This is a genomic window from Enterobacter sp. Y17 (genome assembly GCF_019730495.1).
GTDB classification, from domain to species: domain Bacteria; phylum Pseudomonadota; class Gammaproteobacteria; order Enterobacterales; family Enterobacteriaceae; genus Enterobacter; species Enterobacter asburiae_B.
On the sequence record NZ_JAASKP010000001.1, the window covers coordinates 2,347,746 to 2,362,066 of the forward strand.

Consider the following 14,321-nt stretch of genomic DNA (forward strand, 5'->3'; position numbering starts at 1 on the left):
TTTTACTTACTGATAAATCACCGAGAAAGTGACGGCCGCACTGGCATCCCCCGCCGTAACGGGCATCGATACAGAGCGATATCGGGCGGTAAACAGTAATGTGTTTTCTCCCGCAATCAGCGGCATTTTTGCGAGAGGTTGGCTATCAGGGATCACCTGGTTGCCTCTCATATCAAAAATACCAATTCCGACGCCCTTTGCAGCACCAGAGCCAAAACCTGCCTGAAAGACCTGTGGATCCTTAAGATCAGCCAGTCCGTTGAAGGTGACGCTTGCCGACTCGCTGGTTGAAGTGGCACAATTTTCAAGCTTAATCCAGAAGGTGACCGGTTCAGCCCAACTTCCTGGCCCTAAAAATGAACCGGTGCGGACTTGACCCATCATGACACTCTGGTCAAAACTCTGCGTATCAATTGAACATGAGCTATTAACCACAGCACCATAGAAATGCACTTTTCCCACGGTTGATATATCGCTACTAATACCTGGCTGAATCAATAGCAGTTGAATGAAAATTATCAGTGCTATCAGACGAAACATGTTTATCTCAATAAAAAAATAATGATGAAGCGCCAGAAATATCCCCCCCGGAATTCCAGAGGGGGATAAATAAAGCAATCAGGAATAGATGATCTGGAATGTTGCAACAGCTTCAACAGCACCCGCAGTTGGTTTATCGCCAGTTGTCAGATAATCAACACTCATAGGAATGGTGTTGTCGCCTTTTGACAGCGGAATGGTGTCAGATGCGGTACCAGAGTTAACATCCATCGCCTTACCATCTGGCCCAAACAGGCGCAAAGCCACGCCAGTTGCTCCGCCAGAACCTGCGGTGTTAGCCAAAGCACCTGCAGTTATAGCGTCTGACTGACCGCTGAAACTGATAGCGGCATTCGTATAAGTGCTGACATCGCAGTTAGTCAGGGTCACGTAGAACGGCTTAGACTGGCCAGAAACGGCATCTTTAGCGCCGAGGCTTTTCAACGTAATTTGATCAATATGGACAACCTGGTCTTCAGATTCCAGGGCAACAGCGCACGGTGCGTCTACCACAGAACCCATAAACTTAATATTACCACCGTTAACGGTCGTAGTGCTTGCCGCCTGTGCACAGGTAGCGCTTGCCATAATAGATGCCATAACTACAGCTAACATATGCTTCTTCATTTAAAACTCCAGATACCTATAATAAAAAAGAAAAATCCTGTTCTCACAAATAAAACATTATTTTTCAGCGAAAAAACACTCAGCATGTTGTAACAATATTTTATTTACAAGGGTATTTTTACAATATTAACTTTTTAGTCAAAATGAAATACGATCCTTTCTTGGATCCTAAATAGGATATTGTTTAGAAGGACAATACCCTTAGCGGCACTTAGAATTACAGCATCAGCATGGAAAACTGTCTTTCCCATTAAGGAGACATATATTATCTCTCGGAGTTTTACCGTGAAAATTATTACTATTTTACTGCTTGGCTGCACTGTCGCCGCCACCTGCCAGATGGCTCACGCAACGGTCAATATTGGCGGAACACGCCTCGTCTATGCAGGTGCAAAAAAAGAAGTGTCACTCAGCGTTCGTAATCCAGACAGTAGTCCTTATCTTATTCAGACGGTTATCGATAATCTTGAGAGTAGTCAGCAAAAACCGCCCTTCATCATCACCCCTCCGCTTTATCGCCTTGATGGAGGGAAAGAAAACCTAATGCGCGTTATCCAGTCAGGCAATCTTCCACAAGATAAAGAGTCCATGTTCTGGCTACGTGTTAAGGCGATCCCTTCAGCGCCACGTGAAAAAAATACGCTACAAATTGCGGTATCAACCAGCATCAAACTGATTTATCGCCCGGACTCGCTGAAAAACCTGGACGTAGAGAAAGAAAGCGACAAACTCAGCTGGCATATTTCCGGCAACCAACTGAATATCAACAATCCGACCCCCTGCTACATTAATTTCAATGAAATAAGTGTTGCCGGAAAAAAACTTACGAATGTCTCCTATGCATCACCGGGCAAAACAACATCGTTTACGCTCCCTGCGGGGGTTAATTCCGGAAATATTCAATTCAGCGTCATTAGCGACTTCGGCGCTGTGGGCAAGATGCACTCAAAATCTGCTTAAATGGCCATTACTATGTTCAATGTGAAAAAATTCTTTTTATCATCAACAGCCTGTATTTTTCTTACTGTCGTCTCGGCTCACTCCGCGTTTGCCGCTGACCCAGTACAAATTACCGTAACGGGCAATATTGTCGCCTCACCTTGCGTAATCGATACGGGAAGTGAGTCGTTAAACATCTCTTTAGGCGATCAACTGCAAAGCGCCGATCTGAACGCAGCAGGAAGCAGTTCTGCATGGGTACCAATTAACGTCGTTTTCAAAAGCTGTCCGGCGGGTACGTCAACGATAACCGCAACATTCCATGGCACAGCCGATGCTGGCGATCCTAACACGCTGTACAGCAACACGGCGGTAGATGCGGGAGAAGACAAAGCGGCCAAAAACATCGCTGTTCAGCTTGAAGGTTTGGCTAATGAAGCTTACGGCAACGGCAAAACGGCGACTATTGATATTGCCTCCGCAGGCGCGACCCCCACCTTTAAGATGCATACTCGCGCTTTCAGTAAAGACGGTGGCGCGACACCGGGAAAAATCAGCTCCGTTATCACGATGTCATTCACGTATAACTAACAAACGGGTTTTTCTCCCGGATACGGCTCAAGGATGGTCGTTTCCGGTCTTTTTTCATTGTAGGGTGCTGAAAGGGATATCATGATTTTCTCTCGTTTTGCGTCTTTGCTGGCTGCATTCAACGCGGTTTCCTCATCGCCTGTACGTTAAACATCCTTCATCCTCTCAGCCTCTATAAGATAACATGTTATATATTGCGTGTGCCCATGGTGTCATTTATAACCTTGTTCTCACTTCCACTACTTTTATCAACCTCTGAAATACTCGTAGTGATATTTCTCAGGGTATGTTGTACGCTATGAAACCTGAAAATTATATTATAAAACTTATACATGAACTCTCTGAACCGGAGCGCGTCAGGGTAGGACACCAACGGCAAATCATTTCATTGGATCAGCATGAAAAACCAATGACATTCATACTCCATTCCGGCATCGTCGCCGTCTACCGCACGAGAGACCGGCTTCTGCTGAAGTTTATCGAAGCCCCGATGATCGTTGGTATGAATAATCTTATTGATACCAATGCGGGATTTTATATGCAGGCCTGCGGTGAAATTAGATATGAAATCAAACCGCTAAAATCTACATTTGCAATTATTAACAATCGCAATCTTTGGCAGGAGGCCGCCTATTCGTATATGTACGCCATTAAACGATTACTGGAAGCTCATGAAACTTCGGTTGGGTTGTCTACTTATGAGTTAATTCGCCTTAATCTTGTGTCACTGATGACAGAGAAGGAAGACCTTCGTCTGTCTGTTAATGCCTGTGACTACATACAGGAAAAGACTCATCTTTCGCGCAGTCGAATTATGAAGATCCTGAGCGATTTGAAAACAGGCAACTATATTAAAATTGAACGTGGGCTCTTAATGGCAATAAACAGGCTTCCGGATAACTACTGACCCGGTAAACCAGGTTTATTTGTTCTGCTCCGCCAACCATGCCATTGCCCTTTCTCCCGCCTCATCCACCGGTAAATACACCAGCAGCCGCGATCCGTTTCGCGGCGCGGAGTACCAGTACATCTGCTGCAGCGTAAAATCCCCCAGCTCGGGATGGGTAAACAGCTTAAGCTGGTTCTCCACGCCGCGCACGTCGTTGCGCTGGTGCCACAGGGTTTTAAACTCTTCCGACACCGCAAAGAAGCGCGCCAGTTTGGCCTCCCACAGCGGATCGCCCCGATGCTCGGCCATCGCCGCCCGGAAATAGGAAACAAATATGGGCAGCACATCGTCACGCCTGCCGAGACGCGCGCGCCACGCCGGGTGGGTGAGGAACAGGTAAATACAGTTGCGGTCTTCCGGCGGGATTTCATTGAAATCGACGCCCATCAGGTGCCCGAAGCTGTCGTTCCACGCCACGATGTCGAAATTCGGTTTCTGAATGCTGGCGGGTTTAGGCATCAGCGTATCCAGCAGGCGGCGCGTGCCCTCGCTGATACCCTCGCAGCAAACCGCCTGCGGCGCTTCACCCGGCGGCAACCCGGCTAACACAAACAGGTGTCGGGCCTCGGTCGGGGTGCATTGCAGCGCTTTTGCCACAGCCGCCATCACCACGCTGGACGGATTGACGTCCCTGCCCTGCTCAAGCCAGGTGTACCAGGTCACGCCCACGTCCGCGAGCATCGCTACCTCTTCCCGGCGCAGACCCGGCGTGCGGCGACGACCGCTGCGCGGCAGGCCGAGACGCTGCGGATCGAGGCTTTCGCGTCGCGCGCGTAAAAATGCCCCCAGCTGTTTTCGGGTGTCATCCTGAAGTGAGAAGACGGGTTCAGACATCAAGGCCATAAATCCCCCTGCATGGTAGTGCCAGTACCAGTATAAGCAAGAACTGGTACCCGTTTATCAGATGGTTGATGCTACGACCATCTGTTGAATGACGCAATGGAGTTACCATGAATACGTCAGTTGTTTCACCGGGCCGCGCTGGCCTGATATTGCTGCTAACCGGCCAGATGCTGCCGATGATTGATACCTCAATCACCAACGTCGCGCTTGATGCCATCACCCATTCTCTGAACGCCACCGCCACCGAGCTGGAGCTAATTGTCGCGCTCTACGGCGTGGCCTTCGCCGTCTGCCTCGCGCTCGGCAGCAAGCTGGGGGATAACTTTGGCCGTCGGCGTTTGTTCATGTGGGGCGTGGCGAGCTTTGGCCTGGCCTCGCTGCTCTGCGGGATGGCGGGGAACATTGAACAGCTGCTGGCCGCGCGCATCGTTCAGGGGGCGGGAGCGGCACTGATCGTGCCGCAAATTCTTGCCACGCTGCACGTGACGCTGAAAGGTACGGCGCACGCTAAGGCCATCAGCCTGTTTGGCGGCATCGGTGGGATTGCGTTTATCGTCGGCCAGATGGGCGGCGGCTGGCTGGTGTCGGCGGATATCGCCGGGCTGGGCTGGCGTAACGCCTTCTTCATCAACGTGCCGATCTGTCTGGTGGTGCTGGGGCTGAGCCGCCATTTCGTACCCGAAACCCGTCGCGAGACGCCGTCACGGATCGACTGGACCGGAACCGTGCTGCTGGCGATCATTCTTTGCTGCCTGCTGTTCCCGATGGCGCTCGGCCCCCAGTGGCACTGGTCGTGGCCGCTGAAGGTTATGCTTCTCGCCATTATTCCGCTGGGCTGGCTGACGGCGCTGAATGCGCGCAAAAAGGAGCGTGAGAATGCCCACCCGCTGATCCCGCCGCGCCTGCTGCAGCTTCGCAGCGTTCGCTTTGGCATTCTGATTGCGATGCTCTTTTTCAGCGTCTGGTCCGGGTTTATGTTCTGTATGGCGCTGACCATGCAAACCGGTCTGGGGATGGCACCGTGGCAGTCCGGAAACAGTTTTATCGCGCTGGGCGTAACTTACTTTATTTCGGCGTGGTTCGCGCCGAGGCTGATTGCTCGCTACAGCACCAGTACCATTCTGCTGACGGGTCTGGCGATCCAGATTGCCGGCCTGCTGGCGCTGATCGCCACGTTCCGCGTCTGGGGAATGGAGAATACCGCCCTGACGCTGGCGCCCGCGACCGGGCTGGTCGGCTACGGGCAGGCGCTGATCGTGAACAGCTTCTACCGCATCGGGATGCGCGATATTCAGCCTGACGACGCCGGGGCCGCGAGCGCCATTCTCAGCACGCTGCAGCAGGCCGCGCTGGGGCTTGGCCCGGCCATTTTTGGCGCGATTTTGCTCCACGCGCTGCAGAACCATCACGGGGATTACACCCAGGCGGTGAACGTCTTCCTGATGGTGGAAACGGCGATGATGGTGGCGCTTGTCCTGGCGACGCTGCGCATCCGCCATCGCCTGTGCCTGCCGGTGGTGAAGGTCTGCCAGGCCACCAAATAAGCCCGGGAATTTGCATAATAGATCCGCAGCCGCCATTATGGGGCTGCATCAATACAGGAGACGTTATGCAGGAATTAATTGCTCAGGTTGAAGAGTTAGGCATTGAAATTAATCACACCACCTCTTTAGTGATTATCTTTGGTATTATTTTTCTTACCGCCATCATCGTTCATTTTATTCTGCACAAAGTGGTGCTTCGCGCGTTCGAAAAACGCGCGCAGGCCAGCAGCCATTTATGGCTGCAGATCATTACCCAGAATAAATTATTTCACCGTCTGGCCTTCACCCTTCAGGGGATAATCGTCAACGTTCAGGCGGTACTGTGGCTGCAAAAGGGCAGCGAAGCGGCGGAAATTCTCACTACCTGCGCAAAGCTGTGGGTCATGGTGTATGCCCTGCTCTCCTTCTTCTCGCTGCTGGACGTGATTTTTAATCTGTCGCAGAAAATGGCCACCGCGTCACAGCTGCCGCTGAAGGGGATCTTCCAGGGCATCAAGCTGGTGAGCGCCATCCTGGTGGGGATATTGATTATCTCCCTGCTGATCGGCCAGTCCCCGGCGATTCTGATCAGCGGTCTGGGCGCCATGGCCGCCGTTCTGATGCTGGTGTTTAAGGACCCGATACTCGGACTTGTGGCCGGGATCCAGCTTTCCGCCAACGACATGCTCAAGCTCGGCGACTGGCTGGAGATGCCGAAATACGGTGCCAACGGCACGGTAACGGACATCGGTCTGACCACCGTTAAAGTGCGCAATTTTGATAACACCATCACCACCATTCCGACGTGGGCGCTGGTCTCCGACGCCTTTATCAACTGGAGCGGCATGTCGGCCTCCGGCGGGCGACGCATTAAGCGCAGCCTGAATATTGATACCACCAGCATTCATTTTCTCGACGAGCAGGAGCAGCAGAAACTCATTCAGGCGAAGCTGCTGAAGCCCTATCTGGCCGCGCGACATGAGGAAATTAGCCTGTGGAATCAGAAGAACGGTGAAGGGGAGTCAGTATTAAATCTGCGTAAGATGACCAATATTGGGACCTTCCGCGCCTACCTGAATGAATATCTGCGCAACCATCCGCGTATTCGCAAAGATATGACGCTGATGGTGCGCCAGCTAGCGCCTGATGCGAATGGTTTGCCGATTGAAATATATGCCTTCACCAACACGGTGGTCTGGGCAGAATATGAGGAGATTCAGGCCGACATCTTCGACCATATTTTCGCAGTGGTGGATGAATTTGGGCTGCGTATTCACCAGTCCCCGACCGGGAACGATATTCGCTCGTTGACCCTACAGCATCGGTGAGGTGGGTTGCCGGGCGTGAAGGCAGGTGCAGTCTGGTGCCCTCACCCCGGCCCTCTCCCACGGGGAGAGGGAGAAAAGCAGATCACTTTTTGCGGGAAAGCTTAAACGCCACAAACAGGAAGATAACCCATACCGGCAGCAGCATCGCCGAAAGACGCATCTCATCCATGGTGCACATCAGCACCAGAATCAGCCCGAGGAAAGCGATACAGATGTAGTTCCCCGCCGGGTAAAGCAGCGCTTTGAACTGCGTCTCGCGTCCCTTGCGGCGCATCGCGGCGCGAAAGCGCAGGTGCGCAAGGCAGATCATGATCCAGTTCAGCAGCAGCGTGGCAACAACCAGCGCCATCAGCAGGCCAAAGGCTTCTTTCGGCAGCAGATAGTTAATCAGCACCACCAGCGACGTAATGGCGCCGGAAAGTAACAAGGAATTCACCGGCACGCCGCGACGGCTGACGCGGGTGAGGAACTTCGGCGCGTTGCCCTGCACGGAGAGGCCGAACAGCATGCGGCTGTTGGAGTAAACGCCGCTGTTATAGACCGACAGAGATGCAACCAGAATGACGAAGTTCAGCGCCGAGGCCACCACGTTGCTGTTCAGATCGTGGAAAATCATCACGAACGGGCTGCTGTCGGACTTCACTTCCACCCACGGATAGAGTGCCAGCAGCACCACCAGCGAGCCGATGTAGAACAGCAGAATCCGGTACACCACCTGGTTGACCGCTTTGGGAATGCTTTTATGCGGGTCGCGCGCTTCCGCGGCGGTAATGCCGATCAGCTCTAGTCCACCGAAGGAGAACATGATCACTGCCAGGGAGAGGATCAGCCCTTTCCAGCCAGTCGCCAGGAAGCCGCCGTGCTGCCACAGGTTGTCGATCGTGGCGCGCTCGCCGCCGTGGCCGGAAAAGAGCAGCCACAGGCCAAAGCCGATCATCCCGATAATCGCCAGCACCTTGATCAGCGCAAACCAGAACTCGGTTTCGCCATACAGGCGCACGTTGACGAGGTTAACGGCGTTAATAATGATGAAGAAGGCCGCCGCCCAGATCCACGTCGGAACATCCGGCAGCCAGTACTGCATGTAAATGCCCGCGGCGGTCAGCTCCGCCATCCCCACCAGCACGAACATTACCCAGTAGTTCCAGCCGGACAGGAAGCCTGCAAACGGGCCCCAGTATTTATAAGCAAAGTGCGCGAAGGAGCCTGAAACCGGCTCTTCAACGACCATTTCGCCAAGCTGGCGCATGATCAGGAAGGCGATAATCCCGGCGATACCGTAACCCAGCAGCACCGCCGGGCCAGCCATCTGAATAGCGGGGCCGATGCCGAGAAACAGCCCGGTACCGATCGCGCCGCCAAGGGCAATGAGCTGAATATGTCGATTTTGCAAACCACGTTGCAGCGTCGGATTCTGATCCGACGAGGCTTCAGCGCTACCATGGCCTGAAGCGGATGACGCGTCTTTCACGTCCTACCCCTGTCTCTTTTTTAGAAGGGGCACGTTTTAACACTTCATGCTGGAGGTAGCAAGGGATTGGGGCATCCCTGCCCCGGATAACGAGATGGAACGCTTAAAACGCGTAGCCAACCGAGACCTTAAAGGTGCGCGGTTCGCCCTGCGTAATATAGGTACCGGAATCGTCCACGCTGGCCCAGTAGTTTTCATTGGTCACGTTATCGATGCCCGCACGAACCGTCATCTGGTTTTCATTGTGGTTAACCGCGAAGCGATAACGCATCCCCAGATCCAGCGTGGTGTAGCTGTCCAGCTTTTTGGAGTTTGCCAGGTCAGCGTACTGCGCGCCGGAGTGGTTCACGCGGGCGGTGGCGGTCAGGCCGTCAATCGGCTTGATGTCGTACTCAGCGCCCAGCACGGCGTAAAAGTTCGGAATCCCGATCGCATCGTTACCCTGATTCACGCCATTTTTGGTTTTGGTCAGCTCGGCCTGCAGCCAGGTGGCGCTGGCGTTCAGACGCATCCCCAGCGCGGGCTCGCCGAAGACGTTCAGCTCCACGCCTCGGTTACGCTGCTCGGCGTCAAGGCCGTAGTGGCCGCTGTCGTCGAGGATCGCCGACGGCATTTTGATTTCGAATAGCGCAAGCGATCCGCCCACGCGGCCGAAGTCTGCCTTCACGCCCACTTCGTTCTGCTTAGAGTGAACGATACCGGTGCTCTGGCCGTAGTTGGTGGCGGTGTTAGGTGCGGTTTTGCCCGGCTGCAGCGCTTCGGTGTGGTTAGCATAGAGGGAGATCGCCTCCCACGGCTTGTAGACCACGCCATAGGTGGGCATCCAGCGGCTGCCGTCGAAGCCGTCCGCCGCGTTTTCCGCACCGGTGACTTTGTTATACCCGCGAACGACGACTTTCTGATGGCGGGCACCTGCGGTGAACAGCAGCTTGTCGTCCAGCACGCCCAGCGTATCGCTCAGCAGCCAGCCCTGGGTACGGGTGCGCCCGCTGGTCAGCGGATCGCTGTACTTTCCGCCGGAGCCGCTGAAGTTGGTGCTGTCCGGCATATCGACGCCGGTGTTGTGGTAGATGTTGGTGGTCGGGTTATCCTTCGCCGCCGACATTTTCCACGCGATTTTTTCGTTTTTGGTCATCGCCGAATAGCCAATGTTGACCTTGTGCGAGACGAAGCCTGTATTGAAATTACCGCGAACGCCCGCCATGCCGCTGACGGAATCGCTGATGCGGTTGGTGTCGAGACGGCTGACCGTTGCCTTGCCGCTTTTATCCACCAGCTTCGGCGCGCTGTAGATGCCTTCCTCGTGCGCGTGCTGCGCGCCAAGACCGGTATAGGCGGTCCAGCCGTCGGTGATGTCGTACTCGCTGCGCCACATCCCAAATTCGTTTTCGATATTGCTGTAGGCCCACTTCTGCGAGAAGTTGCGATCGTTTTTCGGCGGCTCCGGAACGAAATCCACCGCGGAAATATTGACGCTGGTCGGGCTGCCGTGGAAGGTTTTCTTCTGATAGCCCAGATCCAGCGAGGTGCGGAAGCGGTCGCCGGTGTAATCCAGGCCGGTAGAGAGTAGCGTGGTGCGGCGGCGGTCATTCGGTATGCCGGTTTCCCCTTCGCGATGAACCAGGTTCACCCGCGCGCCGAACTGGTCGCTGTCACCGTAGCGACGGCCCGCATCCAGCGTGGTGCCAATCTGGGAATCCGAGGTGTAGTCCACGCCGACTTTCGCCTGCGGGAGTTCGCCCGCGTGTTTTGGCTCAAGGTTAATCATCCCGCCCACGCCGGAGCTTGCCGCGCCGTTCATCAGCGAGTTGGCCCCTTTGAAGATCTCGATGCGGTCAACCATCTGGGTATCCACCACCTGGCGCGGCAGCACGCCGGACAGGCCGCCAAAGGTCATGTCGTCGCCGTCGAACTTCAGGCCACGGATGCGGTAGGTCTCCGCGCTGTTGCCGTACCCCTGAACGAACTGCACGCCCGCGTCGTTCGCGACGACATCGGCAATGGTTTTCGCCTGCTGATCTTCCACCAGCTTCGAGGTGTAGCTGATGATGTTGAACGGCACGTCCATGGCGTTTTGCTGGCCCAGCATACCCATGCGCCCGCCGTTCGCCACCTGTCCGTCAAGGAAGGCCGGTACCAACTGGTCGCCGCCGGGTTTGAAATCGCTGGCTGGTGCAGCCTGGACAACGAGGGTGTCCTCTTTTTGATTGTCCGCCGCAAAGGCGGAATGTGGCGCCGCGCCAACGGCGAGCGCCAGCAGCGTCTTGTGTATTTTGGTGTTGTTCATCGTTAACTCATTTTAAAGTGCGCGCAAAAATGACCCGTTGTCGGGCCTTAGAATGTATTGAATGCAATGCAAATGAGAACTATACGCATTATCCATGCGTTAGCAAGTGTAACCGCGTTCATAAGGAGATTTGGCGAGAAAAGAGGGGGAACAGCCACCCAGTTTCGGGGATGGCTGCAATAACATTATTTTTTCTTGTAGATATTGGCCGTACCGTGAATTTTATTGTTGGTGTTCCCTGAAGTGAGCACCAGGACATCCGCGCCTTGCTTATCGGCTTTCTCAATCAGTTCTTTTTTCGCATCATCCACCGATACTTCATTCGAGGTGTTTACCGTACCGATTTTTTTATATTGAGATGCAACTTTCTTGAACTCGCTTTTAGTGAGTAGCTGGGCAGCAAAAGCATTGGTCGTAAACAGTAACGCCGTTCCCAACAAAATAGCAGTCGTCTTTTTCATAACCTTTTTCCTTGAGATTAATCAGCAACTACGAAAAACCTCACGCATTGTGGTGAGGTTTTATGAGCATGGTAGAGAATCTCAGGAATTGCCATGCGTTCGGGAAAAATCTTTTATAACAACCCGTTGCATGAAATTACTAACGAATATTAAGAATATTCGAATACCCGCGCGGTGCCAGCAATATCAATGCGTACAGCCGTGCCCGGGTTCCATCCTGGCTGGCTTACGGTCTTCAGAATTACGGGCTGCTGCTGCCCGGCTAATCCCAGGGTGAGCGTTGACAGCTGGCCGGTGAAGTCCACGTCGAGAATCGAGATCGGGCTTTCATGCGCTGCACATGCCGTCACGCGTAATTGTTCAGGGCGCATCATTACCCTGCCCTGCCCTGTTGCATGCGCGTTGTCCGTCGGCACTTCACCCAGCGCGCACACGGCATACCCGGCAGCGAGCTGAGCAGGCAGGATCACGGCATCGCCAAGAAACAGCGCCGTCTCTTCGTCAACGGGACGGGTGTAAACGTCATAAGGCGTCCCGACCTGCGTGAAGCGCCCGGAGCGCATGACGGCAACCTGCGTGGCAAAGGACAACGCTTCGTTCTGATCGTGGGTGACCAGAATCGAGGCCACGCCCGCTTCGGCCAGCAGATCGGCCGTTGCCTTACGCGTCATGGCGCGAAGGCCGGTATCCAGAGCCGAGAACGGTTCATCCAGCAGCATCAGTGAAGGACGCTGTGCCAGCGCACGGGCAAGCGCCACGCGCTGCTGCTGTCCGCCGGAAATCTCGTGGGGCCAGTGCGTTGCGAGCTGCCTGTCCAGAGAAACCATCTCCATCAGCGCCTCAACGCGCTGGCGCTTCTCGTGGCGAGTGCCGTCCAGCCCCCAGGCGATGTTGTCTGCCACATTGAGGTGCGGGAACAGCGCACCCTCCTGAGGCACAAAACCGATCCGGCGCAGGTGGGCGGGAACAAAACTGTTTTCATCGAACAGCGTTCTCCCCTGCATGACAATGCGCCCGGTGTCAGGCGTTTCGAACCCGGCCAGAATACGCAGCAGCGTGGTTTTCCCCGACCCGGACGGCCCGACAATCGCCGTCCTGCTCCCCGGCGCCACGCTCAGGTTTAAGCTGTCGAGCACCTGCACATCAGAAAACGATTTAGAAATGGCGGTTAATTCAAGCATGTCATAGCCCTGCAATTTTTTTCGACTGCATATAGAGAATGGCGGTCAGCGGGAGTGAAATCAGGATCATCAGCATCGCGTAAGGCGCGGCGGCAACATAGTCAATTTCACTGGTCAGCGCCCAGAATCCGGTGGAGAGCGTGCGCGTGCCCAGCGGAGAGAGCAGCAGCGTGGCGGTCAACTCGTTGCTGACGCCGAGGAAAACCAGCGCGGCCCCCGCCGCCGCACCCGGCGCGGCCAGCCGCATCGTGACGCTCCAGAGCGCCTTCGCGGGCGTGCTGCCCAGGCTGCGCGCCACGTTCTCCAGCTCGACCGGCGCCTGCGCAATCCCCGCCCGCAGGTTGATGAGCGCACGGGGCATAAACATCAGCAGGTAGGCAAGGAACAGGGTAATTTCCGTCTGGTAAATGGGACGGGCGTAATGAATGGTGACGGTGACCAGCGCCAGCGCCGTGACGATGCCCGGCAGCGAACTGGTGATATAGATGCACCCTTCCAGCATCCGGAAGATGCGGTGCGGATAGCGGATACCGAGCCACGCGATGGGGATCACGCACGCCGTCGTCAGAAGCGCGCCGCCCACGCCGAGCATCAGCGTCTGGCGCAGGGAGTGCCAGAGATCGGCACTCATCCAGTTTTGCACGCCGCCGAGCCAAATCCAGCGACACAGGACAATTAACGGCACGCCCAGCGCCAGCACGATCAGCACGATGAAAAACAGCTGGCCCAGCGCGGCGGCCGCTGGCTTCAGCGGCCAGCGTTTCTGCTCGCGCGCGGCCCCGGCGCCAATGCGCGCGTAGCGTGCTTTTCCGCGCGTCACGCCCTCCAGCATTAATATAGCCAGACAGCACAAGGCCAGCACGCCCGCCAGCATGTTCGCCGCCGGGCCGCTGAAGGTAGACTGGAACTGGTCATAAATTGCCGTGGTGAAGGTATCAAAGCGGATCATCACGTACAGGCCATATTCCGCCAGCAGGTGCAGCGCCACCAGCAGCGCGCCGCCACAGATAGCGAGCTTGAGCTGGGGCAACACCACGCGGAAAAAGACCCGCCAAGGCGGCGTTCCCAGCGAAGCGGCGACATCTTCAAGCGTCGGGTCAAGGCGACGCAGCACCGCCGCAACCGGCATATAGATAAACGGATAGTAGGCAAGAACCGAGAGGAACACGCCCGCGGAGAGCCCGTGCATGGACGGGACAGCGCTCACCCAGGCGTAGCTTTGCACAAACGCGGGGATCGCCAGCGGGGCGACCGCCAGTGCGGACCAGATCCCTCGCCCGGCAAGCTGCGTGCGCTCCGTGAGCCAGGCGATTGCCACGCCCGTCACGATACACAGCGGAACCGCTAAAGCCGTCAGCCACAGCGTGTTGCTGAGCAGCTCAGCAACACGCGGGCGAAACACCAGCGCCTTAATGGTTTCCCAGCCGGTCTCAATGCCAATGGCAATGATAAACCCCAAAGGCAGAAGCGCCATCAATGAAAACAATACAGCTAACGCAACCATCGGCAGTGCAGGACGCCTGCGGGCAGGCTCCTGCACTCTGTTTTTTCCGATGTCGAGACTCAGACCAGACATAAGAC

The 14,321-nt window shown here is 55.3% G+C and carries 13 protein-coding genes; 5 read left to right on the forward strand and 8 right to left on the reverse strand.

The features are described 5' to 3' along the window. Positions 1-6 precede the first annotated feature (6 nt). Together HCH49_RS11100 and HCH49_RS11105 are read right to left on the reverse strand one after the other, a co-directional pair. A complete protein-coding gene (locus HCH49_RS11100; protein WP_050595273.1) occupies positions 7-540 on the reverse strand; it encodes a fimbrial protein in 534 nt (177 codons plus the stop codon). A 78-nt stretch (positions 541-618) separates the two neighbouring features. Continuing rightward, positions 619-1,167, reverse strand: a complete 549-nt coding sequence (locus tag HCH49_RS11105; protein ID WP_033144842.1) for a fimbrial protein — start codon at positions 1,165-1,167, stop codon at positions 619-621. 285 nt (positions 1,168-1,452) lie between these two features. Here HCH49_RS11105 and HCH49_RS11110 point away from each other — a divergent pair, with 285 nt between their 5' ends. From HCH49_RS11110 to HCH49_RS11120, 3 genes are all read left to right on the forward strand, one after another. Continuing rightward, positions 1,453-2,127, forward strand: a complete 675-nt coding sequence (locus HCH49_RS11110) for a molecular chaperone (protein ID WP_033144841.1) — start codon at positions 1,453-1,455, stop codon at positions 2,125-2,127. Then, complete coding sequence (locus tag HCH49_RS11115; RefSeq protein WP_221702690.1) at positions 2,128-2,697, forward strand: fimbrial protein; 570 nt, start codon at positions 2,128-2,130, stop codon at positions 2,695-2,697. It begins immediately after the preceding gene. A 298-nt stretch (positions 2,698-2,995) separates the two neighbouring features. After that, positions 2,996-3,604 (forward strand): helix-turn-helix domain-containing protein, encoded by a 609-nt coding sequence (locus HCH49_RS11120; RefSeq protein ID WP_158002599.1) that lies wholly within the window; start codon positions 2,996-2,998, stop codon positions 3,602-3,604. 15 nt (positions 3,605-3,619) lie between these two features. Here the strand turns inward: HCH49_RS11120 and HCH49_RS11125 are convergent, their stop codons facing one another. Beyond that, on the reverse strand, positions 3,620-4,489 hold the full coding sequence (locus tag HCH49_RS11125; protein WP_221702691.1) for a helix-turn-helix transcriptional regulator: 870 nt from the start codon (positions 4,487-4,489) through the stop codon (positions 3,620-3,622). Positions 4,490-4,596: 107 nt separating this feature from the next. On the opposite strand from HCH49_RS11125, the gene HCH49_RS11130 reads away from it, so the two are divergent. Further along, positions 4,597-6,033, forward strand: a complete 1,437-nt coding sequence (locus HCH49_RS11130) for an MFS transporter (RefSeq protein ID WP_221702692.1) — start codon at positions 4,597-4,599, stop codon at positions 6,031-6,033. A 65-nt stretch (positions 6,034-6,098) separates the two neighbouring features. Then, positions 6,099-7,340 carry a mechanosensitive ion channel family protein gene (locus HCH49_RS11135; RefSeq protein ID WP_033144837.1) on the forward strand — a complete coding sequence of 414 codons (1,242 nt, stop codon included), beginning with the start codon at positions 6,099-6,101 and terminating at the stop codon, positions 7,338-7,340. Positions 7,341-7,422: 82 nt separating this feature from the next. Here HCH49_RS11135 and pheP read toward each other — a convergent pair whose 3' ends face one another. From pheP to HCH49_RS11160, 5 genes are all read right to left on the reverse strand, one after another. Beyond that, positions 7,423-8,811: a phenylalanine transporter gene (gene pheP, locus HCH49_RS11140; protein ID WP_047061279.1), complete on the reverse strand. Its 1,389-nt coding sequence runs from the start codon at positions 8,809-8,811 to the stop codon at positions 7,423-7,425. Positions 8,812-8,914: 103 nt separating this feature from the next. Then, complete coding sequence (locus HCH49_RS11145; RefSeq protein WP_221702693.1) at positions 8,915-11,098, reverse strand: TonB-dependent siderophore receptor; 2,184 nt, start codon at positions 11,096-11,098, stop codon at positions 8,915-8,917. 185 nt (positions 11,099-11,283) lie between these two features. Then, positions 11,284-11,559 carry a DUF1471 family periplasmic protein YahO gene (gene yahO, locus HCH49_RS11150; protein WP_033144835.1) on the reverse strand — a complete coding sequence of 92 codons (276 nt, stop codon included), beginning with the start codon at positions 11,557-11,559 and terminating at the stop codon, positions 11,284-11,286. 149 nt (positions 11,560-11,708) lie between these two features. Beyond that, positions 11,709-12,740: an ABC transporter ATP-binding protein gene (locus tag HCH49_RS11155; RefSeq protein ID WP_048978908.1), complete on the reverse strand. Its 1,032-nt coding sequence runs from the start codon at positions 12,738-12,740 to the stop codon at positions 11,709-11,711. Between the two features lies 1 nt (position 12,741). Then, complete coding sequence (locus HCH49_RS11160; RefSeq protein ID WP_048976680.1) at positions 12,742-14,316, reverse strand: ABC transporter permease; 1,575 nt, start codon at positions 14,314-14,316, stop codon at positions 12,742-12,744. Positions 14,317-14,321 lie beyond the last annotated feature (5 nt).

Excerpts from the sequence above, each read along its gene's own strand:
- HCH49_RS11160 (WP_048976680.1), bottom strand. The coding sequence starts at position 14,316 with ATGTCTGGTCTGAGTCTCGACATCGGAAAAAACAGAGTGCAGGAGCCT.
- yahO (WP_033144835.1), bottom strand. The coding sequence starts at position 11,559 with ATGAAAAAGACGACTGCTATTTTGTTGGGAACGGCGTTACTGTTTACG.
- HCH49_RS11130 (WP_221702692.1), top strand. The coding sequence starts at position 4,597 with ATGAATACGTCAGTTGTTTCACCGGGCCGCGCTGGCCTGATATTGCTG.
- HCH49_RS11125 (WP_221702691.1), bottom strand. The coding sequence starts at position 4,489 with ATGGCCTTGATGTCTGAACCCGTCTTCTCACTTCAGGATGACACCCGA.
- HCH49_RS11100 (WP_050595273.1), bottom strand. The coding sequence starts at position 540 with ATGTTTCGTCTGATAGCACTGATAATTTTCATTCAACTGCTATTGATT.
- HCH49_RS11105 (WP_033144842.1), bottom strand. The coding sequence starts at position 1,167 with ATGAAGAAGCATATGTTAGCTGTAGTTATGGCATCTATTATGGCAAGC.
- HCH49_RS11135 (WP_033144837.1), top strand. The coding sequence starts at position 6,099 with ATGCAGGAATTAATTGCTCAGGTTGAAGAGTTAGGCATTGAAATTAAT.
- HCH49_RS11120 (WP_158002599.1), top strand. The coding sequence starts at position 2,996 with ATGAAACCTGAAAATTATATTATAAAACTTATACATGAACTCTCTGAA.
- HCH49_RS11145 (WP_221702693.1), bottom strand. The coding sequence starts at position 11,098 with ATGAACAACACCAAAATACACAAGACGCTGCTGGCGCTCGCCGTTGGC.
- HCH49_RS11115 (WP_221702690.1), top strand. The coding sequence starts at position 2,128 with ATGGCCATTACTATGTTCAATGTGAAAAAATTCTTTTTATCATCAACA.
- HCH49_RS11155 (WP_048978908.1), bottom strand. The coding sequence starts at position 12,740 with ATGCTTGAATTAACCGCCATTTCTAAATCGTTTTCTGATGTGCAGGTG.